Here is a 26,979-nt window from a genome sequence, read left to right as displayed (position 1 = left end):
GGCAATTAATATAGCTAGAAAGTAGGTGCAAGAGTGGGAAGAATTATAGCAATCGCCAATCAAAAAGGTGGGGTAGGTAAGACAACTACATCCGTAAATTTAAGTGCCTGTCTTGCATACTTGGGGAAAAAAGTATTACTAGTTGATATAGATCCACAAGGAAATGCTTCGAGTGGAGTTGGAGTCAATAAAGGTGAGGTACAGCAATGTATTTACGATGTGCTCATTGATGATGTTCATGTTAAAGAAACTATTCTAGAAACAAAAGTAGAGAATTTACATATAGTTCCGGCTACTATTTCTTTGGCTGGTGCAGAGATAGAACTAGTATCTACCATTTCCAGAGAAGTTCGCTTAAAAAGAGCATTACAGGAAGTGCAAGATCTTTATGATTATATTGTTATAGATTGTCCACCATCTTTAGGATTATTGACTATTAATTCATTAACTGCTTCTGATGCAATTATTATTCCGGTACAATGTGAGTTTTATGCTTTAGAAGGTTTAAGTCAATTATTAAGTACAATACGTTTAGTTCAAAAGCATTTAAATAAAAACCTAGCTATCGATGGTGTGTTACTTACAATGTTCGATGCTCGCACAAATTTAGGTATTCAAGTAATTGAAGAAGTAAAAAAGTATTTCCAGGATAAAGTATATAAAACAATTATACCTAGAAATGTTCGACTGAGTGAGGCACCAAGTCACGGGGAACCTATTATTATTTACGATCCGAAGTCTAGAGGAGCAGAAGTATATTTAGAACTAGCGAAGGAAGTGATTCGTAATGGCTAAAGGATTAGGAAAGGGTATTAATGCACTTTTCCCAGGAGAAGATTTAGATTTAGACCAATTAGAACAGGTTGAACAAATTCTCATAACCGATATTAAGCCAAACCCTTTTCAACCGCGTAAAATATTTGATGAAGAAGCTATGAAAGAACTTTCTGAATCTATTAAGGAACACGGCGTACTGCAGCCTATTATTTTGAGAAAAAAGGGTTCAAAGTTTGAAATTGTTGTAGGAGAAAGAAGATTTAGAGCATCTCAGTTAGCCAATTTAGAAGTAATTCCTGCAGTAATAAGAGAACTTAATGACCAACAGATGATGGAAATTGCAATTCTTGAAAACCTGCAAAGAGAAGATTTGACAGCAATTGAAGAAGCTGAGGCATATCAAAACTTAATAGAGAATTTAAACTTAACGCAAGAGCAACTTGCTTTTAGATTAGGAAAAAGCAGACCACATATAGCAAACCATATTCGTTTACTATCTTTACCTCCAGTTGTTAGAGATGCAATCTCAGATGGTACTTTAACGATGGGCCATGGAAAAGCTCTTCTTGGGTTAAAGAAGAAAAAGTCTATACCGTTAATTATGCAAAAGACTATTAAGGAAAACTTAAACGTTAGACAACTAGAGGCTTTAGTTCAACGTTTAAATGAAAATGTTCCACGTGAAACAAAGAAAGTCCAAAAAGACATTTTCACTAAAGAAAAAGAATCAGAGCTTAGAGAAATATTTGGAACTCCCGTTTCCATTATTAAAAATAAGGACAAAGGTAAAATCGAAATAGAGTTTTATTCCGATGATGATTTAGAACGAATATTACAATTGTTAGAAGATTAAGAACCTATTCCTTAGGCCATGCCTAGGAATAGGTTATATTTTTATAATTGGAATGAGGCATAGAAATGGTTTTGTTAGGGACATTGGTCAATGGTGTCTTAATAGTAATAGGCGCATTAATAGGAAGATTGTTAAAAGGAATTCCGGAAAATATGAAGCAAACAGTTATGAATGCAATAGGCATAGCAGTTGCTTTGTTAGGTATCCAAATGGGTTTAGAAAGTGAAAATTTTGTATTAGTTATTATTAGTATTGTTTTTGGGGGAGTTTTAGGTGAGTGGATTGATTTAGATAAATGGTTAAATCGATTTGCTCAGTATTTAGAAACTAAGATGGGATCTAAAAAGCAAGGAGGGGGTATAGCACAGGGGTTTGTTGCAGGTACCTTAATATTCGTCATAGGAGCTATGGGAGTATTAGGAGCTCTCAACAGTGGATTACAAAATGACCATGAGTTATTAATAAGTAAAGGGATAATAGATGGCTTTACCTCTATCGTATTATCTGCAACTCTGGGGATAGGAGTGCTTTTCTCGGCAATCCCCGTAGCAATTTATCAAGGAGCGATAGCTTTGTTTGCTACTCAAATTACAAAAATAATACCAGAAGCTGCCCTTGAATTGTTTTTACAAGAGATGACAGCTACTGGTGGTATTATGATTATTGCAATTGGACTTAACCTTTTGGGGGTAACAAAAATAAGGGTAGCGAATCTATTGCCAAGTTTAGTTATCGTCGGTATTGCTGTTGCTATTATTTTTAACTTTTAAATTATATCGATGCCACGCCAACAGTAGTGAACGAGAGATGACTCTTCCCATTTCGTATGTGAGATGCAGGCGAGTGCTTTGCAACACATTATATTCCATGAAACCGCCAATATTAACAATTGCTTTTATAGAGACTTCTCCGATAGGTGGTAATTCTTTTTTTACTGCTTTACCAGGATACAATGGACCAGGATGGACAATAATTTGTCCAATATTGTTTGCATTTCCTAAGCAAGCATCTATAGCTATGATATAGGGAGCTGTAGGAGAACTGCGAATAGTATCTGTAATTTCTTCAATATTAAGTGCATGCAAAGGATTATCTAATGTACCTATAATTTCAAATGGAAATGACTTAAGCTGGGTTAAGAAAGAACCTGTCATCGGTCCGAGCGCATCTCCAGTAGAGCGATCGGTACCGATACAACAAAATACTAGATTTGGATGGTCAAATGGTATTTGTTCTATAAAGTAGTTACTTAATCGCCAAATTACACCTGTTTCCTTATAATAAATAGTAGAAGGTTCGGTAATAGTAGTAGCATAAGAGTTCATATAATTACTCACTTTCTTTTTAAAGCCAGTATATGCATCTAGGAAATTATTTATTCAAGTGAGGTGGAAAGAAGTTATATGGAAGCAATGATTCAAAGTTGGAAGGATTATTTATTTACAGAAGAGACTTGGGTTCAACTTGGGCTCATAGTTATTAAAGTAATCATAATTTTATTGGTAACTGCTCTTACGATAAGAATTGGTAAACATATTATACAAAAGGTTTTCTTAGTCAGACAGAGGAGTCCTTTAGGATATTCAGAACGTAGGCAAAACACATTACTAAAGCTTCTTCAAAATGTTTTAACTTATGTTGTATATTTTAGTGCTATTATAGCTATTTTGACTACTTTTGGTATAAGAGTGGCTGGATTGCTGGCAGGTGCAGGGATTGTTGGTCTAGCAGTTGGTTTTGGTGCTCAAAGTTTAGTGAAAGATGTTATTACTGGATTTTTTATAATATTTGAAGATCAATTTGCGGTGGGAGATCAAGTACAGATAGGAACAGCTAACGGAATCGTGCAGGAGATAGGTTTACGTACAACAAAAGTGAAAAGTTATACAGGGGAACTTCACATAATTCCAAATGGAAGCATTCTAGTTGTAATAAACTATTCCATTTATAACTCGTTGGCATTAATAGATATTAGTGTTGCACCTGAAAATGATATTCCATCTATGGAAAAAAACATGGAGGAATTTCTTGAAGAATTACCTAAGAAATACGAAGATCTTGTTAAAACACCTAGTTATCTCGGTGTCCAAAGTTTTGATTCAACTGAAATAGTTGTACGATTCACCGCCGAGACTATACCAACGAAGCAAAATAGTGTTGCTAGAAAAATTAGAAGAGATTTAATAGAGTTCCTTGAACAAAAAGGAATTAAAATTTCATGAGTCATTAATTTTTACTAAAGAAAAATAAGTAGGTGATAGAATGGAGAAGAAACAATTTCAACTAAATGACATTGTCGAAATGAAAAAACAACATCCATGTGGCACAAATGCTTGGAAGGTCATTCGTATGGGGGCAGATATCCGTATTAAATGTGAAGGATGCCAGCATAGTGTAATGATTCCAAGAAAAGAATTTGAAAAGAAGATGAAAAGGCTTCTTGTGCAAGCTGATGCTGAGTAATGATAGACTTTTAAAGCTAAAATCAATATAATGAACAAGTTGTATATAAAGTGAAACTTCAATCAGTTGGGTTTTTCAACATTGATTTTTATTTGAACCATTAGGGCAAATACGGGCGGATATCTCTCACTTTTGCTTTATTGATCGAGCCCAGCTTTGGGTGGAATTATTACTGCCCGTTAATGCGGGAAAAATTTTATCGTTTAAAATAATGAAAGGTTGTGACATATATGGCGTTAACTGCAGGAATCGTAGGATTACCAAACGTAGGGAAGTCCACATTGTTTAATGCAATAACAAAAGCCGGAGCGCTGGCAGCAAACTATCCTTTTGCTACTATTGATCCAAACGTAGGAGTAGTGGAAGTACCAGATACACGATTAGACAAATTAACAGAATTGGTAGTACCAAAGAAAACCGTTCCTACTGCATTCGAGTTTACGGATATAGCAGGAATTGTGGAAGGTGCAAGTAAAGGAGAAGGACTAGGAAATAAATTCCTTGCCCATATCCGTGAAGTAGATGCAATCTGTCAGGTTGTACGATGCTTCGAAGATGAGAATATTACACATGTATCTGGAAAAGTAGATCCAATCTCAGATATTGAAGTGATTAATCTAGAGTTAATATTAGCAGATTTAGAAAGCGTAGATAAACGGCTTGCTCGCGTCATAAAAATGGTAAAACAAAGAGATAAGGAAGCCCTGGCGGAAGAACCAGTTCTTACTCGCTTAAAAGAGGCCTTTGAAGCAGGGAAATCTGGTCGTTCGGTTGAGTTTACAGAAGAAGAGCAACGTGTAGTAAAAGGATTTCATTTGCTAACTACGAAACCAATGCTTTATGTTGCGAACGTTTCAGAAGATGATATTATGGCAGAAGAAGAAAATGAATACGTACAAAAAGTACGTGCATTTGCAGCTGAAGAAGGAGCGCAAGTAATATTAATATGTGCAAAAATTGAAGAAGAGATGGCAGCTCTAGAAGATGAAGAAAAGGCAATGTTTCTGGAAGAACTAGGAATTAAAGAATCTGGCTTAGACCAGTTGATTAAAGCTTCGTATTCATTAATAGGTCTAGCTACATACTTTACAGCTGGCGTACAAGAAGTACGTGCTTGGACATTCAAAAAAGGGATGAAAGCACCTCAATGTGCGGGTGTCATTCACTCGGACTTTGAAAAAGGTTTTATCCGTGCGGAAACAGTGGCCTATGATGATTTAGTAGAAACTGGATCAATGGCTGCTGCAAAAGAAGCAGGTAAGGTTCGCTTAGAAGGAAAAGAATATATCGTACAAGACGGGGACGTAATGTTGTTCCGCTTCAACGTATAATAAGAGGAAAAAGGATTAGTGAGAAATCACTAATCCTTTTTTGAATGATAAGAAATTATATAAAAATACAGCACGAACAGTGGTTTTACAGAAACTTTTAAAGGAAGAATAATACTTCTGATTTCCGTTACATGTGGACGCTTTCCGCGGGCGAGGCCGAGCCTCCTCGTACGCTACGCTCCCTGTGGGGTCTCGACTTTCTCGCTTATCCCGCTGGAGTCGCCACATTTCACTACAATCAAATAAGTGAGTAGTACTCCACTATAAGATTTAGCATAGCCTCTCGCTTAGATGATAAGAGTAGTCAAAGATAATACAGGGATAAAACCGTACGCCCGGTTAGGAATACTATTTTATTGTGAAATAAGAAAGTGGGTTTTCTTTTATCTAAGTCCATTTCATCATTACTTATTTTAATATAAAACACGTATATTTAGGTGGTTTTATTCCATATTATCCGATTATATAAAGTAGACCTAGTTGATTGTAGCGCAGGTCGGCGACTCCAGTGGGACTGCACGAGGGAGAGACTACAGGCTCGAGCCGTGCCCACGGAAAGCGTCCGGCCGGAGCTACAATCTACGGCAACTCTAGATTTTTCTTAATACATATAACCTTGGCTTCACTGGATCATCTTTGATCATTAAGTCGTTTGGATATTTTCGGAGTTCTTTGTACATGGCAAAGTCTCCAGCTGCACCAGCGATTAGCCAAGCACCTAAAAGAACGAGCAAAAGAGAACCTATCCAAAAGCCAATGATCATCGGTAATACACCAGTTAACCAAAAAGGAAGTAATAATGCCTTTTTCATGGCACTGTTTTGTAACGGAATAGTAGTTGTAGCATAGGCTACTCCCATTTTAAGATTAACCCCGTAATCCATACTACTCCAAGGAGCCTTACCGAAAAACCAAAATCCAACAAGGTGAAAGCATTCGTGTAAAACGATTAACACAACATAACCGATTAAAAACCAGAGAAAGCTCCATAACGAGAAAGTGATTTCTGTAATATTCGTTAACCAAGGGAAAAGAAGTAATCCTATAAGAGATAAACCGATAGTTAATCCAATACTTTCCCAAGCAACCTTTTTCAAATTAATATTAATTACAACTAAAATTTCTTCCTTATTTTCCATAGAATCCTCCCATTTAAAATAAATATACACGACGGAGTAAAGTAATGACAATTTTCCTTGATACGTTTGATAAACTATGTTACAATTCATTGATGTGAGTAATAGAATTACTTGCTCCTTGTCGGCTTTTCATAGTCGGCCAAAGACCATAGGGAGGTGTAAATAGATGAGAAAGTACGAACTAATGTACATTATTCAACCTGCAATTGAAGAGGATGCTAAGAAAGCTTTAGTTGAGCGTTTCCAAGAAATCTTAACTTCAAATGGTGCAGAAATCATCGAAGCAAAAGAGTGGGGTAAACGCCGCTTAGCTTACGAAATCAATGACTTACGTGAAGGTTTCTACCAAATCGTTAAAGTAAACGCTGATTCAAAAGCAATCGATGAATACACACGTTTAGCTAACATCAATGAAGACATTATCCGTCACATTGCTGTTCGTATCGACGATATTAAAGTTAAAGCAAAAAAATAAAATTGACTAAAAAAGCTGATCAAGGGAGGTTGTTTACAGATGATTAACCGTGTCGTTTTAGTTGGAAGACTAACAAAAGATCCGGAACTTCGCTATACACCAAGTGGTGTTGCAATGGCAAGATTTACACTTGCTGTAAATCGTACATTCTCCAACCAACAAGGTGAAAGAGAAGCTGATTTTATCAACTGTGTCGTTTGGAGAAAGCAAGCTGAAAACACAGCAAACTACTTGAAAAAAGGAAGTTTAGCTGGTGTGGAAGGGCGCATTCAAACGGGTAGTTATGAAGGACAAGATGGAAAACGTGTTTATACGACAGACGTTGTCGCAGACAGTGTTCAGTTCTTAGAACCACGTAATAGCTCTGGGTCTGGAGATCGTAACCAAAGTGGACAATCATTTGGTAGCAATAACCAGCAGCAATTTTCAACACCTTCATATCAGCAAAGCCAACCTATGAATCAGCAAAACTATACACGTGTAGATGAGGATCCTTTTTCTAATAGTAGCGGACCAATCGAAGTATCGGATGACGACCTACCGTTCTAAAAAGTATCATCTAAGCATGTTTACTTTAATCGAAAAGGAGGCAACCTAATATGGCACCACGTCGCGGAGGCAAAAGACGCCGTAAAGTTTGTTACTTCACATCAAACAATATCACACACATCGATTATAAAGATGTAGATTTGTTGAAAAAATTCGTGTCAGAACGTGGAAAAATTCTTCCACGTCGTGTGACAGGAACTAGTGCGAAGTACCAACGTAAGTTAACACGAGCTATTAAAGTATCTCGTATCATGGCTTTACTTCCATTCTCTACTGAAGAGAGATAAGTATAAATTAGAAAGACCGGGAAACCGGTCTTTTTTTCTTTTTTAGATACGTACAGTTGTATGATTTATGTTCATTCTTAATAAACTTCAGCAGTGTGGGATTTTAGTTGTTGTAAAAAATCTGTTACAATGGATAGATGATTACATTAAAGGAAGGTTCCTAAATGCAAAGAAATCAAACAAGTTATTTAACATATGGAGCTGTGACGGTTGTATTATTTGCTTTTTTGTTGGCAATATCTGTCTACGTTCCAGTACTAGGGTTTTTCACTTTATTTATTGTGCCTTTGCCTATTGCTTGGTATAGTACAAAGTTTGAAAGAAAGTATGCTTTATTGGTTATGGTTATAGCATTACTAATTTCTTTTATAATTGGCGGGGTTTATGGGCTTATCTTTGGATTGTTAGTTGGTCCATTAGGCTTGATCATTGGAGATTCCATACGGGCTAAAAAGTCCAAGCTGTATATGCTTATGGCAACTGGGCTATTTTTACTTTTAATGACAGCTGTACAATACATATTATCCGTTTTATTTTTTAATATGAATGTTTTGAAGCAATTTATTGCGACCATTGAAGTATACTACGAACAACTGGGAAATATTATGTCTTCGGTTGGACAGTTGCCTGAGGGTTATGATGAGTTAGTTAGACAAAGCATTATACTTATTGAATCTATTATGCCTAGCTATTTTATTGGTGCTGTTTTTATAAGCGCTTGGTTATATTTGATCATTAATTTGCCTCTATTGAAAAAACTGAAAATAGATGTACCGAAGTTTCCAAAATTTATGGATTTTAGACTACCTAAAGCAGTGTTATGGTATTATTTAATCGTATCTATATACTCATTGTTTGTTTCCTATGAGGTAGGGACGTTTGGTTATTTGTTATTCGTAAATGCCACAATAATTTTGCGAGCTCTGTTGTTTTTACAAGGTGTATCACTCATTCACTACTACTTTTACGTAAAGGGATTGCCAAAATGGTCTATGATACTTGCAACAATTTTTGCAGTTCCATTATTTACGTTTACTATTATAGTAGGGGTATTAGATTTAGGATTTAATATAAGGGGATTTATAAAAGACAGATACAAAAAATAAGGAGCTGATCTAGTGGCATCTTTTTTTAGAAAACGGCCAATTCGATATCCACTCATATTGTTCTTATTACTTAGTGGGGTTGCAACTTATTTGTTACTGTCTACCAATTTATTGATTGGACTATTATTTTCTCTAATGGTAATTGGTGTATTTATTTATGCGTGGATTATTGAACAGCGTGTATATGAAGAGACAGAAAAACATATCGAAACTCTTTCCTACCGTATGAAAAAGGTAGGGGAAGAAGCATTATTAGAAATGCCAATCGGGATCCTACTCATAAATGATCAGTACATCATTGAGTGGGCAAATCCATACATGACGCAGCAGCTTCCATTCGATACGATTATTGGTGAGGAGCTTCTTTCTATATCAAAGGATCTTCAACAGCTGAAGAAACAAGAAGAATCTAACGAAATGGTCATCTCTTTAGATGAAAAAAATTATAAAGTGCTATATAAAGCCGAAGAAAAGCTTTTATACTTCTTTGACATAACAGAACAAGTAGAGATGGAATCGCTCTATTATGGCGATAGAACGGTTATTGGTGTGCTATTTATAGATAATTATGATGAAATTTCACAGGGTATGGACGACCAAACAAGAGGAAGGCTTAATAGCATTGTTACCTCCTGTGTGAATGATTGGGGAGCAAAATACGGTATATATGTAAAACGAATTTCTTCAGATCGTTTTTTAGCCGTTTTTAATGAATCAATCCTGGTAGAAATAGAAAAAAGTAAATTCTCCATATTGGATGATATAAGAGAAACTACCTCTAAATTTGGATTTTCGCTTACTTTAAGCGTTGGAGTTGGTGCAGGTTCTACTTCCCTTGTTGAACTTGGAGAACTAGCTCAGTCCAGCTTAGATTTAGTTTTAGGACGTGGTGGAGATCAAGTAGCCATCAAGCAACCAAGTGGAAAAGTAAAGTTTTTTGGTGGAAAAACAAATCCAGTAGAAAAACGGACACGTGTAAGAGCCAGAGTTATCTCTCACGCTTTAAGAGATCTTATACAGGATAGTGACCAAGTATTTGTTATGGGGCATAAGATGCCAGATATGGATGCAATAGGATCGGCTGTAGGTGTAAGGAAAATGGCTGGTATGAACAAAGTAGAGGGCTACGTTGTATTGGATAGTAATGAGCTAGACAATAGCGTGACTCGATTAATGGATGAGATAAAGGAAGAACCAGAACTATATAATCGTTTTATAAGTCCTGAAGAAGCGATTAGCAAAATGACGGATAAAACATTATTAGTTGTAGTTGATACACATAAGCCGAGCTTGGTTATTGATGAAAAGCTTCTTCAAAAGGCAGAGAAAATAGTTGTGATTGATCATCATCGTCGCGGGGAGGAATTCATTTCCAATACGCTGCTTGTTTACATGGAACCATACGCATCTTCTACTTCAGAGCTGGTAACCGAACTAATTGAATATCAGCCTAAAAATGAAAAACTATCTATGTTAGAAGCAACTTCTATGCTAGCAGGAATTATAGTCGATACGAAAAGCTTTACTTTACGTACAGGTGCAAGAACATTCGAAGCTGCATCCTATTTACGGACACACGGAGCAGATACAATTCTTGTTCAACGGATGCTAAAGGAAGACATTGGTACCTATATAGAACGTTCTAAAATCGTCCAAAACGTTGAATTTTTTAAAGAAGGTATTGCTATTGCCCATGGTATGGAAAACGTCTCCTACAGTCAGGTATTACTTGCTCAAACTGCAGATATTTTATTGACGATGAATAATGTCGCAGCTTCCTTCGTAATAGGACGTAAAAGTGAATCTACCATCGGCATCAGCGCACGATCTTTAGGAGACATCAATGTTCAAGTAATTATGGAAAAACTAAATGGTGGTGGACATTTAACAAATGCTGCCTGCCAAATGGAAGATAGCTCTATAGATGAAGCAATAAGACTTCTAAAAAATGCAATTATAGATACAATCGAAGGAGGAACTGAAGAATGAAAGTAGTATTTTTAAAAGACGTAAAAGGTAAAGGGAAAAAAGGCGAGGTCAAAAATGTTGCAGATGGTTATGCACATAACTTTTTACTTAAAAACAAATTAGCGGTTGAAGTAAACGCAGCTGCATTAAGTGCTTTAGAAGGACAAAAGAAAAAATCCGAAAAAGAAGCGGCTCAAGAATTAGCAGAAGCAAAAGATTTAAAAGAAAAATTAGAGCAGATAACTGTTGAGTTAAAAGCAAAGTCTGGAAATGACGGTCGACTATTTGGTTCAATTACAACGAAACAAATTGCCTCTCAATTAGAAAAAACACATGGTATTAAATTAGATAAACGAAAAATGGAATTAGATGATGCAATTAGAGCATTAGGATATACAAATGTCCCTGTAAAACTTCATCATGAAGTTGTGGCGACATTAAAAGTTCTTGTTGCTGAAGAAGCGTAAGGAGAGAGGTAAATGAGCGATCCGATGTTGGACCGTGTACCGCCACATAACCAGGAAGCTGAACAATCTGTCATTGGAGCTATATTTTTAGAACCACAGGCATTAATTACCGCTGGAGAAATCTTGCTAGCGGAAGACTTTTATCGGGTAGCACATCAAAAGATTTTCCAAACAATGCTTCATTTGAGCGATAAAGGGAAGGCAATCGATGTTGTAACCGTGACGGAAGAGCTTTCTGCAAAGAAAGAATTAGAGGATGTTGGTGGACTTTCGTATATAAGTGAAATTGCTAATGCAGTTCCAACAGCAGCCAATATAGCATACTACGCTAAAATTGTAGAAGAAAAATCTATTTTGCGTCGCTTAATACGTGTAGCCACCACAATAGTAGAAGATGGTTTTACAAGAGAAGATGAAGTAGAAGCATTATTAGCAGAAGCTGAGCGCAAAATGATGGAAGTCGCAAGCCGAAAAAATGCGGGTGATTTCGAGCATATTAAAGACGTACTAGTGGAAACATACGATAATATAGAAAAACTTCATACGAGAAAAGGCGATGTTACCGGTATACCGACAGGATTCCGTGATTTAGACCGAATTACAGCCGGCTTCCAACGAAATGACTTGATCATTGTAGCTGCTCGTCCATCTGTAGGTAAAACGGCATTTGCTCTGAATGTGGCGCAAAACGTAGCGACAAAAACAGATGAAAATGTAGCAATCTTTAGTTTAGAGATGGGTGCAGAACAGCTAGTTATGCGTATGCTTTGTGCGGAAGGTAATATAGACGCTCAGGTTCTTCGTACAGGGGCACTAACAACTGAAGATTGGCGCAAGCTCACAATGGCAATGGGAAGCCTTTCAAATGCAGGTATTTATATTGATGATACTCCTGGTATTCGAGTAAATGAAATCCGTGCTAAATGTCGTCGACTGAAACAAGAGCATGGTCTAGGAATGATTTTAATTGATTATTTACAGCTGATCCAAGGTAGTGGAGGAAGCCAAGCTAACCGTCAACAGGAGGTCTCGGAAATTTCTCGTTCCTTAAAAGGTTTAGCACGTGAATTGCAAGTTCCTGTAATAGCCTTGTCTCAGTTATCTCGTGGAGTGGAGCAGCGTCAAGATAAGCGACCAATGATGTCTGACTTAAGGGAATCTGGTTCTATTGAGCAGGATGCAGATATTGTCTCGTTCCTGTATCGTGAAGATTATTATGACAAAGAAACCGAAAATCAGAATATGATTGAAATTATTATAGCAAAACAACGTAATGGTCCTACGGGAACAGTTACACTGGCATTCGTAAAAGAGTTTAACAAATTCGTTAACATCGACTGGAGTCAACACCAAGCACCACCAGCGTAATAAGAAAAGTGCAAGCGCCTATGTAGCCCTGACAAGCGCTGGAAGGATTTCACGTAAAGGCGTTCTTTGCCTTCACTTGAGAGCCTGAAGCGACTATGCGCTGAAACTAGACAGATAGAAAAGTGCAAGCAACTCCGAGTTTTAGAGGTATGCTTGTAAACAATGGATAATTAAATAGCTTAATATAAACAAACACGAACGATAAATGAATTCAATCATTTATTTGTTCGTGTTTTTGCTTTAAATCAGTTGACTAAGTGCTTTTAGATTGGTACAATAACACTGTTTGAATCAGGACATATAAAATGTCTGACGGAGGTGCTGGAAAATGCCATCAGTAGTAGTAGTTGGAACACAATGGGGAGACGAAGGTAAAGGGAAAATCACAGACTTTCTATCCGAAAACTCAGAAGTAATTGCACGTTACCAAGGCGGTAATAATGCAGGTCATACCATTATTTTTGGGGGAGAAACTTACAAGCTTCATTTGATTCCTTCAGGGATATTCTATAAAGATAAAATCTCTGTTATAGGAAACGGAATGGTAGTGGATCCAAGAGCACTTGTAAAAGAGCTAAAAGGATTGCATGATCGTGGCGTTACAACTGAAAACTTACGTATTTCTAATCGTGCGCATGTTATTCTACCTTATCATCTAAAACAGGACGAAGTAGAAGAAGCTCGTAGAGGAGCAAATAAAATCGGAACGACAGGTAAAGGAATTGGACCAGCTTATATGGACAAGGCCGCACGTGTAGGAATCCGTATCGCTGATCTTCTGGATTACGAAGTGTTTAAAGAGAAATTAGAACTTAACTTAAAAGAAAAGAATAGAATGTTTGAGAAGTTTTACGAAACAGAAGGATTTACTTCAGAAGAAATTTTAGAAGAATTCTATGCCTATGGACAAGAGATTGCCAAGTATGTTACAGATACATCTAAAGTATTAAACGATGCATTAGATGACGGTCGTCGTGTCTTATTTGAAGGTGCTCAAGGAGTTATGCTGGATATCGACCAAGGTACTTATCCATTTGTAACCTCTTCGAATCCAGTTGCTGGTGGAGTAACAATTGGAGCAGGAGTAGGTCCAACAAAGATTAATCATGTAGTAGGAGTTTGTAAAGCATATACATCACGTGTAGGTGATGGTCCTTTCCCAACTGAGCTATTTGATGAAATAGGAAACCAAATCCGTGAAGTTGGGAAAGAATACGGAACAACTACAGGTAGACCACGTCGTATTGGTTGGTTTGATACAGTAGTAATTAGACATGCTCGTCGTGTTAGTGGTTTAACCGATTTAACGGTTAACTCAATTGATGTCTTAACTGGTTTAGATACAGTTAAATTATGTACTGCTTATAAATACAAAGGTGAGTTAATTACAGAGTACCCAGCAAACCTACGTATATTAAGTGAATGTGAGCCCGTGTATGAAGAAATGCCAGGCTGGAGTGAAGACATTACTAAATGTAAATCACTTGATGAGCTACCTGAAACAGCGCGACATTACTTAGAGCGCATTTCTCAGCTTACAGGTGTACAAATCTCCATTTTCTCAGTAGGACCAGATCGTACCCAAACGAATATTATTACAAGTGTTTGGAAATAAAAAGCAAAAAACCATCAAGAGCGCAAGCTTTTGATGGTTTTTTTTGTCTATTCATAGAGAAATATGAAAAGGTTTTATTATGTTAATCTTCTATTATTACAAATATAACAAAGAATTCTATTGATTTATGTATAATAAATGAAAATTTTGGAGAAAACTATAGTAGCAGGGCATCTGTCTAGTTATAAGGAACTAATAAATGATAAAAAATGTAAAAATGATGAAATATATGGTACTAATACTACAGTTTCTTTACAACCTACTCCAAAGATACACATCTTCATTTCAAATATGTTAAATTAGAGAAGCGTAAAATGATAGCAGAGTTTACATACTGTCTGGAAGGGGCTTTATCATGTTTTTGAAAAGTAAGAATGAGGAACAGAAGGTGTCGAAACTGGGTGTTCTTTCAAACGGAAAGTCAAATATAGTGAAAAAAGCAGCTATATCAGGTTTACTTATCTCGAGTATTTCGTTTAATATGGCTTTTGCAAATGAAAGTGAAAGTAATACTTTAAAAGAAATATATCATATATATACGGATGGTCAATATGTTGGCACCATTTCGGATCAAACCAAAATACAGCCTATGCTCGACAAAAAAGTAGAAGAATCTAGCTCCCAGTATAAAAATGTGACGTTAACAGCTGGTTCTAACTTGTCGGTAGTATCAGAACAAGTTTTTACTACAAATACAAATGATGAAACTACTCTTCAAAAGCTGGAAGGCTTAATCGAAGTAGAGGCAAAAGCATTTGCATTATCGGTCAATGACGAGATGGCAGTCTACGTCAAAGACATAGATGCTTACCATGAAGCTCTAAGAAAACTAAAATTAAATTTTGTTTCACAAGATGAATTGAACATACTGGAAGCTAGAAATAATACTAGTAAATCTTTACCCGAACTAAAAGAAAACGAAACTCGTATTGCTAATTTAATATTAAAAGAAAAGGTATCAGGAGTTACTGTTCAAACAGCACCTAGTAAGATTGTTTCGCCAGATGATGCTGTGAAGCTGCTTTTAGAAGGCACATTAGAAAAAGAGTTATATACAGTAGCAGCAGGTGATGTTTTGGGGACTATTGCTAACGATCATAATCTAACATCTGCAGAACTAATGGCACTGAATCCTGGTGTAACTGATTCTACCGTATTACAAATAGGTCAAGAGTTAAATATAACAGTCCTAAAACCACTTATTAATATAGAAGTACAGTATGAGAAAAAAGCTGTGGAAGCCATGGTACATACGAAAAAAGTAAAAGAAACAGAGGATATGTATAAAGGCGATACGAAGGTATTACAAGAAGGTTCCGATGGTAAAAAAATGGCAACTTACTTAATTCGTAAAGAGAATGGAGTACAAGTTGGTATAGCTGCTATTGAAGAGAAGATTCTTGTAGAACCTAAAGACCATATTGTTTTAAAAGGTACGAAAGTAATTCCTTCACGCGGCTCTGGTGTATTTGCTTGGCCAGCTGAAGGAGGATATATTTCTAGTAAGATGGGATACCGATGGGGACGTCAGCATGAAGGTATTGATATTGCACGACCAAGCGGCTTTACGATAAAAGCAGCAGATAATGGAAAGGTAGTTGCAGCCGGTTGGGATGGAACGTACGGACAACGTGTCATCATTGACCACCAAAATGGATACAAAACAACGTATGCACATCTATCTTCTATTTCTGCTAAGGTAGGGCAAGTAGTCCCCACAGGTACTAAAATTGGTGTTATGGGAAGTACTGGTCGTTCTACAGGAACTCATTTACATTTTGAAGTCGAAAAAAATGGAGTTACGATTAATCCATTAACTGTATTAAACAAATAATATACAAAGAGGCAGTCGCAAAATTTGGACTGTCTCTTTTTTATTCTTTAGTAAATAATAATCTCGTGAACACTGGTTTCAAGGGATTAGCAAGAATACCAGTTGGAAAGCGTGCGACCGAAGCGCAAATAAACGGAATATATAGGTTTTATTTTTAAAGTATTTTGCATCTTTTTACCCGGATTTTTATTCTATTTTAGGTCACACGAATAGTATTTATTTTTTATAAAATTTCCTAGGAAATATTTCGACATAAGGAGTCGAATTATAGCATCGCTACTACTTTAGAGATGCAGGAAGCCTGAAACAATGTTAAAGTAGATAATATTATTGTTAAAAATAATTCAATTGAGTTAAATATAGAATACTAGAAACAGGGGGAGTAAATATGAGTAAAAAAATATTAGTTGTAGATGATGAAAAGCCGATTGCAGATATACTTCAATTTAACCTTAAAAAAGAAGGGTACCAAGTAGTTTGTGCATATAATGGAGATGAAGCATTAAAAAAGGTAGAGGAGGATCAACCGGATTTAATGTTATTAGATATTATGTTGCCTAACAAAGATGGAATGGAAGTTTGTAGAGAAATTCGAAAAAAATATGACTTTCCTATAATCATGCTAACAGCAAAAGATTCTGAGATAGACAAAGTACTAGGTCTTGAGCTTGGAGCAGATGATTATGTAACTAAACCATTCAGTACGAGAGAATTAATCGCGCGAGTTAAAGCAAATATGCGTAGACACCAAACAATTCAAGAAGATGCAGAAGTATTGACAAATGATATTGTTATTGGTCCATTAACTATACAGCCAGATGCGTATCTAGTATTAAAGAGAGACGAAACAATTGAGCTTACGCATCGAGAATTCGAGCTGTTGCATTACTTGGCAAAACATATAGGACAAGTCATGACTCGTGAACATTTACTACAAACCGTATGGGGTTATGATTACTTTGGAGACGTGCGTACAGTGGATGTGACAATTCGTCGTTTACGAGAAAAAATTGAAGACAATCCAAGTCATCCAACTTGGATAGTAACTAGAAGAGGCGTAGGCTACTATTTACGAAGTCCTGAACAGGAGTAAAAAGAATGCAAAAGGTTGGATACTTTAAATCGATACATGTAAAGATTGTGCTGATTTACGTATTACTTATCATTATTGCTATGCAAATTATTGGATTGTATTTTGTCCGTGGGTTAGAGGAAACGTTAAAGGATAATTTTCAAACGTCGATTCGTGAACGTGTTAGCATATTGGAATATAGCGCGCGAGAAGAATTAATAAAAATACGAGGCGAAGAAGACCAAACAAAAGAACAAAGTTTACGTTCTATTTTGTCTAGCCTTAATTCGTATGATATTAAAGAAGTGCGTGTAATCGATGCACGGTATCGAATTTTGGCAACTTCTGATAATAATAATCAGTCGATTGTAGGCCAACGTTCGATGAATGATTTGGTTCGAAAATCGATTACTGCAGAAGATGATTTTGATAGTATATCGCTGGATGAAGAAACACACAGAATATGGATATTAGCTACTCCTATTATTTATAAGGGAGAAGTAATTGGAACATTATATATAGAATCTAATATTGAAAATATCTTTGTTCAGATGAATGAAATTAATCAAATTCTTGCAGGAGGTACAGCAGTTGCGTTAGTTATTACTGTCATACTAGGGATTCTAATCGCACAGACAATTACCCGTCCTATCGCAGATATGAGAAAACAAGCACAAGCTATGGCTAAAGGTAATTTTTCTAGAAAAGTTCGAGTATATGGCAATGATGAAATAGGGCAGCTAGCGGTTACCTTTAATCATCTGACGAATAGATTGCAGGAAGCTCAATCGACAACGGAAGCAGAGCGTAGAAAACTAGCCTCTGTTTTAACCAATATGACAGATGGCGTAATAGCTACAGATCGTAAAGGTAGAGTTATCCTGATAAATGATCCAGCACTTAGATTATTGCGTATACCTAGAGAAATGGTGTTAAATCGTCCAATTATATCTGTTCTTGGAATAGATCCTGAACATTCGTTTGAGGACTTAATCCATTTAAAAGAACCGATTAATTTAGATTTAAGCTCCATTGAACGACCATTTATTTTACGTGCAAATTTTTCAGTGATACAAAAAGAAACTGGTTTTGTTAACGGTTTAATCGCAGTATTACATGACAATACAGAACAAGAAAAAGTGGATATGGAAAGAAGAGAGTTTGTAGCGAACGTTTCTCATGAATTACGAACACCGCTTACTACCATGAGTAGTTATTTGGAGGCATTGGCTGACGGTGCCTGGAAGGATGAAGAAATTGCTCCATCTTTTTTACAGGTAACTCAAACAGAAACACATAGAATGATTCGACTAGTAAATGACCTACTCCAATTATCTAAAATGGATAGTAGAGATTATGATTTGAATCGAGAAATTGTCAATTTCAATCAATTCTTTAACCGCATTATCGATAGATTTGAGCTTTCCAAATCAGATCACGTTTCGTTTGTACGCTTGCTTTCTAATAAGTCATATTATGTAGATATCGATACGGATAAATTAACACAGGTAATCGATAATATTATTTCAAATGCAATTAAGTATTCCCCAGACGGTGGGAATATACGATTTGGCGTAGTAGTTACTGACTCCATATTAAAAGTAATGATTTCTGATGATGGCATGGGAATTCCTTCTGAAAATGTTGATCGAGTCTTTGATCGTTTTTATAGGGTAGATCGAGCAAGAGCAAGATCTATGGGAGGAACGGGTCTCGGCTTAGCAATTGCCCGGGAAATGATTGAAGCTCATGGAGGTAGAATATGGGCAGAAAGTGAAGAAGGACACGGGACGACCATTTTCTTTACACTGGATATTTTAACGGATGAGGAAGGTGAGTGGGATTGAAATACATTGAGCAAGTAAAATCCGTTGTTTTATTCTTACTTATAATCCTCAGCTTTACTTTAACTTTTTCTATTTGGACATTCTCTCCTGTCATTCAAACAAATGAGGCAGCTATTGTAGATATATCCATTGCCGAAAAAAAGAAATTAGAAGACATTATTAAACCGTATCGTATGATCATAAGCCAAGAAAATGTCCTAAAAGGATCATTTGCGAGTCAACCAATTGATTTTGTACTTAATAAAATGAAAACGTGGGAAATTCAAACGGTTGAGTTAGCTAGCAATAAAGTTAATATGGAGCAAATAAATGAGTTTGTCAAAACCCCTAACCGTGCAAGTTTCTTTTTTACAGCAGATGTCCCTATAGAAATATTGGGCAATATTTTAACCTTTGCTGATCATAATTTTCCTAAGGCTTATTTTAATCGATTAGTAATAGATTGGAATGAGGACAGCTCAGATAATATGACTTTGTATTTTATCAGTACATCACAGCAGAAAGTCTATAAGGCAACTGCAGAAAAAACGGATAAATTAGGGTTTGTCGAGCGTACTATAGAGCAAGCTGAGGCAATGCAAGTGTATAATGAAATTGTTAGAAACAACAAATTATCATTATACGTTTCATCATCACCGGAAAATATCATTAGTTATTCTTACTCTATTAAAGAAATTAATCCAAATAAGTTCAAGGATGCCCTTTTCAATAATCCTAGCTTAGTGAGAAGCAATTCTGTTAGTATGAGTGAACAACAATATACGGATGATAATGCATTAATGAATGTGAATTTTCCTTATAAAAGTTTAAACTATGTGCATCCTGCTTCGGAAAATGAAAATCCAGGGAATCCCCTAGAGCTCATTCAAAACAGCTTGAATTTTATCAATGAGCATAGTGGCTGGACAGATGATTATCGTTATTCACGGATGAACACCGCAAATCGCCAAATTAATTATCAATTGTATTTTGCTGGTCTACCGGTGTTTAGTAAGGATACATTAACAGAAATCTCGCAATACTGGGGAATTGACCGAGTGTATCGATACTATCGTCCTTTTTATACGCTTGATGTTCCTTTTCCTCTGAAAACACGCCAAGTACAATTAGCTTCTGGGCAGTCCATTTATGATTTTCTTTCTACCGCTACAGATATTAATATGAATTCCATTGATGATGTGATGATTGGATTTTATTTATCTCGAGATGACGATCAATCCTTATTTAATCTTGAGCCTTCTTGGTATTACCAGGAGAGTGGGAGTTGGATTCGCATATCTCCAGAATTATTAGGAGGTGCGAAATTTGGATTGGAGTAAAACAAAGACTATATTCATAATAGTTTTTTCTATTTTAAATGTATTTTTATTGTCCCTATACTTGAATCGGTATAATGCATCTCAACAAATAGACAAACCTAATGATACACCTATTGAAGAAAAACTTATTCTAGACAATATCAAAGTTTTAGCTACAAACGATGAGATTAAAGAAGCTTCATATGTATCGGGTACCGTCCATAATTTTAGCCAAGAGGAAATAGAAGAATTATCTAACCAGACAATAGAAATACCAGCTAAAGATAAAATTATCAGCACGTTCGATGAACCTATAAAGGTAACAGATGAAAATACGTTAGAAAAAATAGTACATGAGCAAGTGATAAATGGTGCTGCTTATGGTCTGTGGAAAATAGATGAAGAAAATAAAACTGCTATATTATTTCAACAAGTAAACAAACGACTCGTTTATTATAATTCGAATGCGAAACTACTAGTTCGCTGGAATGAAGAAAACGAACTTATTGGGTATGAACAGACAATACTTGACGATTTAGAGAATTTTAATATGTCGCAAAAGCTGTTGTCTCATATGCAGGTGATCAATAAACTGTATGATAATTCGCTATTAAAACCAGATTCTATGATTAAAGAAATTAAACTGGGATATTCTACATTAGCTCAACTAACAGAGACGCAGGTTTTTGCACCAACATGGCATATACTTGTAGAACTTTTAGATGGAACAATCGAAGAATACTTTGTAAATGCAGTAGAGGGTAGAGTTGTTGATATTCAAAAAGAGAAGGAACAAACAGCAGTAGAATAAGGAGTTTTAATGATGAAGTTCAGTGTATTAGCAAGTGGTAGTAGTGGTAATGCTATTTATGTGGAAAATGATGAACATTCATTTTTAGTAGATGTCGGCTTAAGTGGTAAAAAGATGGATCAATTATTTCAAGAGATTGACCGAGATATTAAAAAGCTATCAGGAATTTTCATCACGCATGAGCATAGCGACCATATTAAAGGGTTAGGTGTATTAGCTAGAAAGTATGGGGTTCCTATTTTTGCAAATGAAAAAACCTGGACAGCAATGGATCATCTTATCGGAAACGTTCCATTAGATCAGCGATTTCAATTTGATATGGAAACAGTAAAAAGTTTTGGCTCCATTGATATCCAATCCTTTGCAGTATCCCACGATGCAGCGGATCCGATGTTTTACATTTTTCACGAAAACGATCGGAAGCTCGTTCTAATCACAGATACGGGATATGTGAGTGACCGGATGAAAGGACTTATTAAAGGAGCAGATTCCTTTGTTTTTGAAAGCAATCACGATGTTAGTATGCTACAGATGGGACGTTATCCTTGGTCCGTTAAACGAAGAATATTAAGTGATGTAGGACATGTCTCTAATGAGGACGCTGCAGTTGCGATGAGTGAAGTAATTGATGTAAAAAATACAAATATTTATTTATCCCATTTGAGTAAAGATAATAATATGAAGGATCTAGCTCGTATGAGTGTTGCACAAACACTTCAATCCTGTGGTGTTATTGCAGGAGAGTATGTGCATCTACATGATACGGATGCCAATAAACCAACAGAGCTAGTTTTTGTGTAAAAATAGAAGTTCCCAATACTATGCATGTAGTATTGGGAACTTTTATTTATTTTTCAAGTAATTTTCATCTTATTTTAATGTGGAATGGGTACATTGTTAAAAGAGCCATATTAGATACAGAGAGGAAGAGAAAGATGGATATAAATAACCCTTATGGACCACAACTACCAAACGAACAACCTCCGATAGAACCGAAGAAAAGAAATGGAAAAAAACGAGGATTAGCAGGCTATTTCTTTAGCGGGCTGGCAGGTGTGCTTGTTGGTGCACTGCTTGTATGGTTTTTAATACCTTCCGTAGTGACCAATCTACCATCTGATACCGCAACGAAATCGGGTGAAACAACTAAACAAACCCAACAGCTTTCAGTAGACGTTACTACAGATGTAACAGGAGCTGTAGAAAAAGCCTCCAGCGCCGTTGTTGGGATAACCAATATTCAATCAGTCACAAACTTCTGGAGCCAGTCAGAAGCAACACAGGATGCTGGCACCGGATCAGGCGTTATATACAAAAAAGAGAATGGGAAGGCTTATGTTATTACCAACTATCATGTTATTGAAAATGCAAAATCAGTGGAAGTAACATTAGCAGATGGATCTAAAGTAGAAGCAAGCATTGTAGGGGAAGATATATGGACAGATTTAGCAGTTCTTGCGATTGACGATAAAGGTATAGATGCTGTAATCGAATTTGGTGACTCTGATGCATTAAAACAAGGAGAAACGGTGATTGCTATAGGTAATCCTTTAGGACTTGATTTTTATGGCTCTGTTACAACTGGAGTAGTATCAGGTAAAGACCGTGCGGTTCCAGTCGATTTAAACGGAGATGGATTAGAGGATTGGCAATCAGAAGTTTTACAAACAGATGCAGCGATTAATCCTGGTAATAGTGGTGGCGCATTGATCAACTTAGCAGGTCAACTAATAGGTATCAACTCGATGAAGATTTCGCAATCTACAGTAGAAGGAATCGGTCTAGCCATTCCAGTCAACACGGCTATTCCTATTATTGAAGACTTAGAGCAAAATGGAAAAGTAATTCGCCCATCTATGGGGATCACGCTTATAGATTTGACGAATGTACCTGCATTTCACCAAAAAGAAACATTAAAATTACCAGCGGAAGTTACAACTGGTGTAGTAGTTGATGAGGTTGTAGAAGGAACTCCAGCTGCAGCGGCAGGGATGAAATCATACGATGTCATTGTTGAAATGGATGGAGAAAAAGTAGAAAACACTATTGAGTTGCGTAAACACTTGTACAATGAAAAGGAAACGGGTGACGAACTAAAAGTTAAAGTATACAGACAAGGGAAACTAGTCGAGTTAACACTACTTTTAAAGGAATCGGCTGAACTATAAACATGTGGATAACTAAATAATGTAAAGAAGAGATTTACACAACGAGTAGGAAAAGAAAAGCTTGTCTTTCCTACTCGTTTTTCGTTTGGTAAAATAGGTTGTGGATAACAATAGAGGATATGTGCATAACTATTTAAAGTATTCCGACAACGAAAGGAGAGGAAAAAATGAGAATATTCAGCTGTGAAAACCATATAAATCACGCTTTAGACATGTTTGTAGCAGAACAAAAAACTTTTCCAATGTTAGAGGAATTAAATAACGAAGATAAGTTATCCACAATTTGTTCCTACTGTGAAAGTAATGCGATATATATTGTGGCTAATGAAAATTAAAACACAACATGTAGATAACTATTGTGGATATGTGGATAAACCATGTGCGTAACTTGTTTGTAAATGAAATGTAAAGGTGGATAACCTGTGAATATACAAATTATATCAGTAGGGAAATTAAAAGAAAAATACTTGAAAATGGGGATAGAGGAATATACAAAGCGATTAGGTGCTTATGCGAAAATAGATTTAGTCGAAGTATCTGATGAAAAAGCTCCTGAAAATTTAAGTGAAGCCGACATGGAAATCGTTAAGAAAAAAGAAGGCGACCGAATTCTGGCGAAAATAGGCACCGATACATATGTTATTGCTCTAGCAATAGAAGGAAAGATGAAGACATCGGAGCAACTGGCAAGTGATATAGAATCTTTGATGACCTATGGTAGAAGTAAAATTGCCTTTGTTATCGGTGGATCTCTTGGTTTGCACGAAGACGTGATGAAGCGTTCTGATGAAAAACTATCCTTTAGCAAAATGACGTTACCGCATCAGTTGATGAAGCTAGTGCTGGTGGAGCAGATTTACCGAGCTTTTCGGATTATGAAGGGTGAACCCTACCATAAGTAAATGTGGTTTTAGAAAAATAAAAGACCAAAAATGAAAAAGTTATGAGTATAACTTTTTCATTTTTGGTGCTTATAAGGAAGAGCAACCAACATCCGTGACATTAATATAGCCTTCCTAATTAAAAAAGAAAGGAAAAGTAAATGTAACGAAAGCTGCCCAAAGTCCGTAAACTGGCAAATACTTAGTGACCGCATCTTGGATGGGTGAAGGTCCAGTCTTGTTTTGTAGAAAGCGCATATAGGAGATCATAATCCAAATAAGGTTTCCCCAGATAAGTATGTTTGCACCTAAAACAGCAAGTCTATTAGGCGTAATCCCATAAGAAGAAAGTCTGAATACGATAGCTGACAAAGCCACACTGTCAATGATAAGAGCAAGAACAATTAAGGCAAAATTTATATAATCTGAAATGTTCTTTTTCTCGTCTGAGTCGCTCTCGATAATGGAAAATATGGTAACGGCCAATACACCAAGGAGTATTCCGTTGAAGGCTATCAGGAAATTGCGGTCCAAGAATGGATCTTTTCCGACCCATATAACCGTTATAAGATAGACCAACAATGTGACCAGGACAAGGGGACTAAAAATTTTGGCTATATACGGTGTAATATTCTTAGCAAGTTTAAGATTCATTGATACCAGGTATGCAGCCACAATAGCGAGAGCGGCAGCACCAAATAAAACGACATTACTAAAATAGAAGTCTTCTATATCCAAGCCAATAAAGCTAAATAACTGCATGGTTAACGCTGCTAGTAGCATTCCGCTAACTGCCATGCTGGCGTAAAGAATACAATATTCCAAATTAAATTTAATATAGGCTAATCTTGCACTGCCTTTTGAATATTCATTTCCTGTAAATGCAAGCCCTACCAATATCCACAAAAATATGGGAAGGTGTAAATAAGCAAGGATAATACTGTCTTTATAATTTAATGGCAGCATATTAAGATAAAACCCGGAAATTAGGCACAACGCTCCAAGGGAATAAATAATACTTTTTTTCGGAGTATTATTGTAAACAAAATAGGCAGCAATAAAGGGAATTATACCAAAAGCTAGGTTAATTGGAGCAATTGCTTCCTGTTCGACAAAATGGAAAATGATTCTGGTACTTATCCCGGCCAGAATGGCTAAAATGCCCATGAATAAGAAACCTTTTTGAAGCAAGGAAGATTTTTCTGAATTTGCCGTCTCCTTGAAATGCAATCTTTCATACCAAATGCCAAGAACCTGAGAATCAGGATTTTGTTCCCATGCGTCTGAGAATGACTTTTTAAAGGCTTTGGGATCATTTCTAAACATTCTCTCCAGCTCATGTGGATTAGCAATATTTTCAGTAATTAAATTTTTGCTGTCCATGATTATACCTCCCTTAATAATTGTCATAGTAAGTCCTACTTTCCTCAACAATGTTTATTAATGAAACTCTCTTACCTCTGACTGTCTTCGTCACTTTTGTATTCTAAAATATCTCCAGGCTGACATTCTAATGATTTACAAATAGCCTCTAGAGTTGATAATCGAATCGCTTTTGCCTTTCCATTTTTCAATATAGAAAGATTCGCCATCGTGGAAAGCCCATAAGAACAACTGCTAACTTTAAAAATAGTGTTTCAGGTTTCATGAAAAGCACCTCTCATAAGTATTGTTTTTTAGATATTAACATGATATTTATTGATAAACAATAAATTTTTATTTATTTCTATAATATTTTTATTGTTAATAATTTATTAAGACAATAATAAAAACATTCCTCTTTACAAAGAAATGCTCTAAAGTTTTATCTTATGAGCCTCAATTGAATTACAGTTAATCACTAAAAAAAACTAACTTTGTGTATAAGAAAAGTGAGCCGCAAATGAGCCAAATATAAATTGAAGAACCTCATTTAGATGTGTCACGGAGAACCGTATCACAAATGAATGAGGTTTTTGTGAAAAAAGACAGCACCTTCTAATTAATAGAAAGGTGCTGTTTTGTTATACAAATGCAGGATGAATGGTTGTTGCATGAATGGTTATTTTGCTTTTGTACAATTCCATCCCTCTAGTTATTTCTTAACAACCGGAATCCACATTTCGCCGTATACTAAGCCGTTTCGCTGCCCCATTATAACTGCTGTATTTGGGCCACCTACATAGGCATATTCCTTCGCTTCTGGCAATACTTGTCCAAAAGCCATGCCAGTAAGCGTATTACTCAACTCCTCATCAGTTTGCGCTTCTCCTTTAACAACTACATATTCCCCTTTAGGGAATTGAATCACTCTAGTTGCTTCTGGTAATGTTTTCTCTGTCATCACGCCAGCATAATGCATCATCTTGTTATTTACTGCTTCATTCACCACAAAAGTATAGTCGTTCGTAGCTAAAGCTTTTAACGCATCAAGTCTTCCATCTTGTTTGACATCATGCCAGAAGTCTTCCTTTTCTTTATTTATACCGACATAGTCTGTGTAATTGCTCTTTAGCTCAGTTCCAAAACCTAAAACAAGAAAGCTGTCTTTTTCTTCAATTGTGTAATTTGCCATATACAAAACCCTTCTTTCTTTTTAATTTCAATCGATCAAGTAATTTATTTTTATACTTGATGAGTTTATAATAACCCTAAACCATGTCAAAATATGACCCTATTTAGGAGGCTCCG

At 36.1% G+C, this 26,979-nt stretch carries 28 protein-coding genes; 23 read left to right on the top strand and 5 right to left on the bottom strand.

The genetic code is table 11. The features are described from left to right. Nucleotides 1–33 precede the first annotated feature (33 nt). The 3 genes from ACIQX2_RS17350 to ACIQX2_RS17340 all read left to right on the top strand — a co-directional run bounded on the left by ACIQX2_RS17350 (nt 34) and on the right by ACIQX2_RS17340 (nt 2,400). Nucleotides 34–795 (top strand): ParA family protein, encoded by a 762-nt coding sequence (locus tag ACIQX2_RS17350; protein WP_093062311.1) that lies wholly within the window; start codon nt 34–36, stop codon nt 793–795. Continuing rightward, complete coding sequence (locus ACIQX2_RS17345) at nt 788–1,630, top strand: ParB/RepB/Spo0J family partition protein (protein ID WP_402853249.1); 843 nt, start codon at nt 788–790, stop codon at nt 1,628–1,630. Before ACIQX2_RS17350 ends, ACIQX2_RS17345 begins: the two co-directional genes overlap by 8 nt. A gap of 65 nt (nt 1,631–1,695) precedes the next feature. Next, a complete protein-coding gene (locus ACIQX2_RS17340; protein WP_402853247.1) occupies nt 1,696–2,400 on the top strand; it encodes a DUF554 domain-containing protein in 705 nt (234 codons plus the stop codon). Here the strand turns inward: ACIQX2_RS17340 and yyaC are convergent. Further along, entirely contained in the window at nt 2,356–2,955 is a 600-nt protein-coding gene (gene yyaC / locus ACIQX2_RS17335; protein WP_402853244.1) for a spore protease YyaC, read from the bottom strand. The genes ACIQX2_RS17340 and yyaC overlap by 45 nt on opposite strands. Nucleotides 2,956–3,033: 78 nt before the next feature. On the opposite strand from yyaC, the gene ACIQX2_RS17330 reads away from it, so the two are divergent. The 3 genes from ACIQX2_RS17330 to ychF all read left to right on the top strand — a co-directional run bounded on the left by ACIQX2_RS17330 (nt 3,034) and on the right by ychF (nt 5,424). Then, the gene (locus ACIQX2_RS17330) at nt 3,034–3,852 is read left to right on the top strand and encodes a mechanosensitive ion channel family protein (RefSeq protein ID WP_402853241.1); all 819 of its coding nucleotides are present in this window, start codon (nt 3,034–3,036) and stop codon (nt 3,850–3,852) included. Nucleotides 3,853–3,892: 40 nt separating this feature from the next. Further along, nucleotides 3,893–4,093 (top strand): DUF951 domain-containing protein, encoded by a 201-nt coding sequence (locus tag ACIQX2_RS17325; protein ID WP_402853238.1) that lies wholly within the window; start codon nt 3,893–3,895, stop codon nt 4,091–4,093. A gap of 230 nt (nt 4,094–4,323) precedes the next feature. Next, nucleotides 4,324–5,424, top strand: coding sequence for a redox-regulated ATPase YchF (gene ychF / locus ACIQX2_RS17320; RefSeq protein ID WP_402853235.1), 1,101 nt, complete (start codon nt 4,324–4,326; stop codon nt 5,422–5,424). A gap of 590 nt (nt 5,425–6,014) precedes the next feature. Here the strand turns inward: ychF and ACIQX2_RS17315 are convergent. Then, nucleotides 6,015–6,563, bottom strand: coding sequence for a DUF3267 domain-containing protein (locus ACIQX2_RS17315; RefSeq protein ID WP_402853232.1), 549 nt, complete (start codon nt 6,561–6,563; stop codon nt 6,015–6,017). A 166-nt stretch (nt 6,564–6,729) separates the two neighbouring features. Here ACIQX2_RS17315 and rpsF point away from each other — a divergent pair, with 166 nt between their 5' ends. From rpsF to rlmH, 17 genes are all read left to right on the top strand, one after another. After that, nucleotides 6,730–7,038 carry a 30S ribosomal protein S6 gene (rpsF, locus tag ACIQX2_RS17310; RefSeq protein WP_090567343.1) on the top strand — a complete coding sequence of 103 codons (309 nt, stop codon included), beginning with the start codon at nt 6,730–6,732 and terminating at the stop codon, nt 7,036–7,038. A 39-nt stretch (nt 7,039–7,077) separates the two neighbouring features. Then, on the top strand, nt 7,078–7,587 hold the full coding sequence (gene ssb / locus ACIQX2_RS17305; RefSeq protein WP_093062320.1) for a single-stranded DNA-binding protein: 510 nt from the start codon (nt 7,078–7,080) through the stop codon (nt 7,585–7,587). A 50-nt stretch (nt 7,588–7,637) separates the two neighbouring features. Then, nucleotides 7,638–7,874 carry a 30S ribosomal protein S18 gene (gene rpsR / locus ACIQX2_RS17300; protein ID WP_093062321.1) on the top strand — a complete coding sequence of 79 codons (237 nt, stop codon included), beginning with the start codon at nt 7,638–7,640 and terminating at the stop codon, nt 7,872–7,874. 164 nt (nt 7,875–8,038) lie between these two features. After that, entirely contained in the window at nt 8,039–8,980 is a 942-nt protein-coding gene (locus tag ACIQX2_RS17295; RefSeq protein WP_402853225.1) for a YybS family protein, read from the top strand. Between the two features lie 12 nt (nt 8,981–8,992). Continuing rightward, nucleotides 8,993–10,969, top strand: coding sequence for a DHH family phosphoesterase (locus tag ACIQX2_RS17290; protein WP_402853223.1), 1,977 nt, complete (start codon nt 8,993–8,995; stop codon nt 10,967–10,969). After that, nucleotides 10,966–11,415: a 50S ribosomal protein L9 gene (gene rplI, locus ACIQX2_RS17285; protein ID WP_402853220.1), complete on the top strand. Its 450-nt coding sequence runs from the start codon at nt 10,966–10,968 to the stop codon at nt 11,413–11,415. Before ACIQX2_RS17290 ends, rplI begins: the two co-directional genes overlap by 4 nt. 12 nt (nt 11,416–11,427) lie before the next feature. Then, entirely contained in the window at nt 11,428–12,783 is a 1,356-nt protein-coding gene (gene dnaB, locus ACIQX2_RS17280; protein ID WP_402853217.1) for a replicative DNA helicase, read from the top strand. Between the two features lie 328 nt (nt 12,784–13,111). Continuing rightward, the gene (locus ACIQX2_RS17275; protein ID WP_402853215.1) at nt 13,112–14,398 is read left to right on the top strand and encodes an adenylosuccinate synthase; all 1,287 of its coding nucleotides are present in this window, start codon (nt 13,112–13,114) and stop codon (nt 14,396–14,398) included. 355 nt (nt 14,399–14,753) lie between these two features. Continuing rightward, the gene (locus ACIQX2_RS17270; protein ID WP_402853212.1) at nt 14,754–16,232 is read left to right on the top strand and encodes a peptidoglycan DD-metalloendopeptidase family protein; all 1,479 of its coding nucleotides are present in this window, start codon (nt 14,754–14,756) and stop codon (nt 16,230–16,232) included. 388 nt (nt 16,233–16,620) lie between these two features. Then, on the top strand, nt 16,621–17,325 hold the full coding sequence (gene yycF, locus ACIQX2_RS17265; RefSeq protein ID WP_402853209.1) for a response regulator YycF: 705 nt from the start codon (nt 16,621–16,623) through the stop codon (nt 17,323–17,325). Between the two features lie 5 nt (nt 17,326–17,330). Then, entirely contained in the window at nt 17,331–19,151 is a 1,821-nt protein-coding gene (gene walK / locus ACIQX2_RS17260) for a cell wall metabolism sensor histidine kinase WalK (protein WP_402853206.1), read from the top strand. Further along, complete coding sequence (locus tag ACIQX2_RS17255; RefSeq protein WP_402853204.1) at nt 19,142–20,470, top strand: YycH family regulatory protein; 1,329 nt, start codon at nt 19,142–19,144, stop codon at nt 20,468–20,470. Before walK ends, ACIQX2_RS17255 begins: the two co-directional genes overlap by 10 nt. Further along, the gene (locus ACIQX2_RS17250; RefSeq protein WP_402853201.1) at nt 20,457–21,260 is read left to right on the top strand and encodes a two-component system regulatory protein YycI; all 804 of its coding nucleotides are present in this window, start codon (nt 20,457–20,459) and stop codon (nt 21,258–21,260) included. The genes ACIQX2_RS17255 and ACIQX2_RS17250 overlap by 14 nt, the downstream gene beginning before the upstream one ends. 12 nt (nt 21,261–21,272) lie before the next feature. Beyond that, nucleotides 21,273–22,061 (top strand): MBL fold metallo-hydrolase, encoded by a 789-nt coding sequence (locus ACIQX2_RS17245; protein ID WP_402853198.1) that lies wholly within the window; start codon nt 21,273–21,275, stop codon nt 22,059–22,061. A 134-nt stretch (nt 22,062–22,195) separates the two neighbouring features. Beyond that, nucleotides 22,196–23,428 (top strand): S1C family serine protease, encoded by a 1,233-nt coding sequence (locus ACIQX2_RS17240; protein ID WP_402853195.1) that lies wholly within the window; start codon nt 22,196–22,198, stop codon nt 23,426–23,428. A 167-nt stretch (nt 23,429–23,595) separates the two neighbouring features. Beyond that, entirely contained in the window at nt 23,596–23,763 is a 168-nt protein-coding gene (locus tag ACIQX2_RS17235) for a CxxH/CxxC protein (protein WP_402853192.1), read from the top strand. Nucleotides 23,764–23,850: 87 nt separating this feature from the next. After that, nucleotides 23,851–24,330: a 23S rRNA (pseudouridine(1915)-N(3))-methyltransferase RlmH gene (gene rlmH, locus ACIQX2_RS17230; protein ID WP_402853189.1), complete on the top strand. Its 480-nt coding sequence runs from the start codon at nt 23,851–23,853 to the stop codon at nt 24,328–24,330. Between the two features lie 114 nt (nt 24,331–24,444). Here the strand turns inward: rlmH and ACIQX2_RS17225 are convergent, their stop codons facing one another. The 3 genes from ACIQX2_RS17225 to ACIQX2_RS17215 form a co-directional block, all read right to left on the bottom strand. Then, nucleotides 24,445–25,692: a DUF4153 domain-containing protein gene (locus tag ACIQX2_RS17225; RefSeq protein WP_402853186.1), complete on the bottom strand. Its 1,248-nt coding sequence runs from the start codon at nt 25,690–25,692 to the stop codon at nt 24,445–24,447. Nucleotides 25,693–25,763: 71 nt separating this feature from the next. Then, complete coding sequence (locus ACIQX2_RS17220) at nt 25,764–25,901, bottom strand: helix-turn-helix domain-containing protein (protein WP_402853184.1); 138 nt, start codon at nt 25,899–25,901, stop codon at nt 25,764–25,766. 482 nt (nt 25,902–26,383) lie between these two features. Beyond that, nucleotides 26,384–26,863 carry a GyrI-like domain-containing protein gene (locus tag ACIQX2_RS17215; protein WP_402853181.1) on the bottom strand — a complete coding sequence of 160 codons (480 nt, stop codon included), beginning with the start codon at nt 26,861–26,863 and terminating at the stop codon, nt 26,384–26,386. Nucleotides 26,864–26,979 lie beyond the last annotated feature (116 nt).

The sequence above is a fragment of the Psychrobacillus sp. NPDC096623 genome (assembly GCF_044762655.1).
In the GTDB taxonomy this organism is placed as follows: domain Bacteria; phylum Bacillota; class Bacilli; order Bacillales_A; family Planococcaceae; genus Psychrobacillus.
Note: the sequence above shows the minus strand (reverse complement) of the source record. Positions and strands in the feature narration are given on the sequence as shown.

Excerpts from the sequence above, each read along its gene's own strand:
- ACIQX2_RS17220 (WP_402853184.1), bottom strand. The coding sequence starts at position 25,901 with ATGGCGAATCTTTCTATATTGAAAAATGGAAAGGCAAAAGCGATTCGA.
- ACIQX2_RS17270 (WP_402853212.1), top strand. The coding sequence starts at position 14,754 with ATGTTTTTGAAAAGTAAGAATGAGGAACAGAAGGTGTCGAAACTGGGT.
- walK (WP_402853206.1), top strand. The coding sequence starts at position 17,331 with ATGCAAAAGGTTGGATACTTTAAATCGATACATGTAAAGATTGTGCTG.
- ACIQX2_RS17315 (WP_402853232.1), bottom strand. The coding sequence starts at position 6,563 with ATGGAAAATAAGGAAGAAATTTTAGTTGTAATTAATATTAATTTGAAA.
- dnaB (WP_402853217.1), top strand. The coding sequence starts at position 11,428 with ATGAGCGATCCGATGTTGGACCGTGTACCGCCACATAACCAGGAAGCT.
- yycF (WP_402853209.1), top strand. The coding sequence starts at position 16,621 with ATGAGTAAAAAAATATTAGTTGTAGATGATGAAAAGCCGATTGCAGAT.
- rplI (WP_402853220.1), top strand. The coding sequence starts at position 10,966 with ATGAAAGTAGTATTTTTAAAAGACGTAAAAGGTAAAGGGAAAAAAGGC.
- ACIQX2_RS17295 (WP_402853225.1), top strand. The coding sequence starts at position 8,039 with ATGCAAAGAAATCAAACAAGTTATTTAACATATGGAGCTGTGACGGTT.
- ychF (WP_402853235.1), top strand. The coding sequence starts at position 4,324 with ATGGCGTTAACTGCAGGAATCGTAGGATTACCAAACGTAGGGAAGTCC.
- ACIQX2_RS17235 (WP_402853192.1), top strand. The coding sequence starts at position 23,596 with ATGAGAATATTCAGCTGTGAAAACCATATAAATCACGCTTTAGACATG.
- ACIQX2_RS17225 (WP_402853186.1), bottom strand. The coding sequence starts at position 25,692 with ATGGACAGCAAAAATTTAATTACTGAAAATATTGCTAATCCACATGAG.
- ACIQX2_RS17340 (WP_402853247.1), top strand. The coding sequence starts at position 1,696 with ATGGTTTTGTTAGGGACATTGGTCAATGGTGTCTTAATAGTAATAGGC.
- ACIQX2_RS17325 (WP_402853238.1), top strand. The coding sequence starts at position 3,893 with ATGGAGAAGAAACAATTTCAACTAAATGACATTGTCGAAATGAAAAAA.
- yyaC (WP_402853244.1), bottom strand. The coding sequence starts at position 2,955 with ATGAACTCTTATGCTACTACTATTACCGAACCTTCTACTATTTATTAT.
- rpsF (WP_090567343.1), top strand. The coding sequence starts at position 6,730 with ATGAGAAAGTACGAACTAATGTACATTATTCAACCTGCAATTGAAGAG.
- ACIQX2_RS17215 (WP_402853181.1), bottom strand. The coding sequence starts at position 26,863 with ATGGCAAATTACACAATTGAAGAAAAAGACAGCTTTCTTGTTTTAGGT.
- rpsR (WP_093062321.1), top strand. The coding sequence starts at position 7,638 with ATGGCACCACGTCGCGGAGGCAAAAGACGCCGTAAAGTTTGTTACTTC.
- ACIQX2_RS17345 (WP_402853249.1), top strand. The coding sequence starts at position 788 with ATGGCTAAAGGATTAGGAAAGGGTATTAATGCACTTTTCCCAGGAGAA.
- ACIQX2_RS17245 (WP_402853198.1), top strand. The coding sequence starts at position 21,273 with ATGAAGTTCAGTGTATTAGCAAGTGGTAGTAGTGGTAATGCTATTTAT.
- ACIQX2_RS17330 (WP_402853241.1), top strand. The coding sequence starts at position 3,034 with ATGGAAGCAATGATTCAAAGTTGGAAGGATTATTTATTTACAGAAGAG.
- ACIQX2_RS17240 (WP_402853195.1), top strand. The coding sequence starts at position 22,196 with ATGGATATAAATAACCCTTATGGACCACAACTACCAAACGAACAACCT.
- ssb (WP_093062320.1), top strand. The coding sequence starts at position 7,078 with ATGATTAACCGTGTCGTTTTAGTTGGAAGACTAACAAAAGATCCGGAA.
- ACIQX2_RS17275 (WP_402853215.1), top strand. The coding sequence starts at position 13,112 with ATGCCATCAGTAGTAGTAGTTGGAACACAATGGGGAGACGAAGGTAAA.